Origin of the sequence: Nitratidesulfovibrio liaohensis (assembly GCF_011682075.1) — a bacterium.
GTDB classification, from domain to species: Bacteria; Desulfobacterota; Desulfovibrionia; order Desulfovibrionales; family Desulfovibrionaceae; genus Cupidesulfovibrio; species Cupidesulfovibrio liaohensis.
Genome location: NZ_VSMK01000526.1, coordinates 1 through 1,518 on the forward strand (window position 1 = coordinate 1; position 1,518 = coordinate 1,518).

The 1,518-nt window shown below is 66.5% G+C and carries 2 protein-coding genes and 1 pseudogene; all 3 read left to right on the top strand.

All coding sequences use genetic code 11. The annotated features are described in order from the left end of the window. Nucleotides 1–139: 139 nt before the first annotated feature. Nucleotides 140–835: a protein TolQ gene (gene tolQ, locus FVW27_RS15245; RefSeq protein ID WP_167126713.1), complete on the top strand. Its 696-nt coding sequence runs from the start codon at nt 140–142 to the stop codon at nt 833–835. Nucleotides 836–838: 3 nt separating this feature from the next. Beyond that, nucleotides 839–1,258 (top strand): protein TolR, encoded by a 420-nt coding sequence (gene tolR, locus FVW27_RS15250; protein WP_167126716.1) that lies wholly within the window; start codon nt 839–841, stop codon nt 1,256–1,258. 77 nt (nt 1,259–1,335) lie between these two features. Further along, nucleotides 1,336–1,518 (top strand): annotated as a pseudogene (locus FVW27_RS15255) (cell envelope integrity protein TolA); the annotation flags it as partial.

The window sequence follows — 1,518 nt, forward strand, 5'->3', positions numbered from 1 at the left end:
GCCACGGAACACCGCGACACCGCACGGCAGGCCCCGAAGCATCCGGTCACGAAGCATTCGGCCACGCATGGCGCCACGGCGCACCGCGCCCCGCCAGCCGCACGGTACAACTCAACACCCGGTGGAGACACCCAACGTCATGGATATTCTCTCGATTCTTGCCCAGGCCACCCTGGTGGCCAAGTTCATCCTTGTCCTTCTGGTTCTCATGTCCATCGGCAGCTGGACGCTGATGTTCCAGAAGTGGTTTGCCCTGAAGGCCGCGCAGCGCAAGGCCGCCGACGGCCTTGACCGCTTCCAGAAGGCCCGCGACCTGCGCGAGGCCGTGCAGTCGCTGGGCGGCGACGCCGCCTCGCCCCTGTACCACGTGGCCCAGCAGGGCGTGGCCGAGTTCAACCGCCTGAAAGAGGCGGGCAGCTCGGGCGACGTGGTGGCCGACAACGTGCGCCGCTCGCTGCGTCAGGGCGTGGGCAACGAGATGACCCGCCTTTCCGCCTCGCTGTCGTTCCTGGCCACCGCCGCGAACACCGCCCCGTTCATCGGCCTGTTCGGCACGGTGTGGGGCATCATGTATTCCTTCCACGCCATCGGCCAGATGAAGAGCGCCTCGCTCGCCACCGTGGCCCCCGGCATTTCCGAAGCGCTCATCGCCACGGCCATCGGCCTGTTCGTGGCCATTCCCGCCACCGTGGGCTACAACATCTTTCTGGGCATGATCAGCAGCATCGAAGTGCAGCTCGTCAACTTCGCGGGCGCGTTCCTGAACCGCGTGCAACGCGAGATCAACGCCCATCGCGGAGCGGCCCAGCCCGCCACCCGCACCGAACGGGGCTAGCCCATGGGCGCTTCCGTCGGCAACAAGGGCGGCTTCGTCGCCGAAATCAACGTCACGCCCTTCGTGGACGTGATGCTGGTGCTGCTCATCATCTTCATGGTCACGGCCCCCATGATGACCGAAGGCCTCGAGGTGGACCTGCCCCAGACGCGCACCGTGCAGGTGCTTCCCGCGGACAGCGACCACCTGCTGCTCACCGTGCGCAAGGACGGGGTGATGTACCTCGACGAGTACAAGGTGACCATCGAGGAACTGGAAGGCTTCCTGCAACGGCTGGTCAAGGAGAAGAACAAGCTGCTCTTTCTCCAGGCCGACAAGGCCGTTCCCTACGGCGTGGTGGTGGACGTGATGGGGCACATCAAGGCGGCGGGCATCGAAAAGCTCGGCGTCGTGGCGGAACGCGAGGACCCGAAGAAGAAATGAGCCCGTCATCACGAAGGGACGGCACGGTCCGGTTCCACATCCTTCGCGGCAAGGCCGCGCGGTAGGCCGGGGACGACATGCGCTATTCAAGCTTTCTGCTGTCGCTCAGCCTGCACTGCGCCATAGTGCTGCTGGTCTTTTTCTGGCCCTCGTCGCCGCCGGTGCGCCTGGACATGCCCGTGGTGCAGGTGGACCTGGTAAGCCTGGGTGCGCCCGGCGGACCCAAGGCCCCGCCCGCCCCGGCGCCCGGCCCCGCGCAG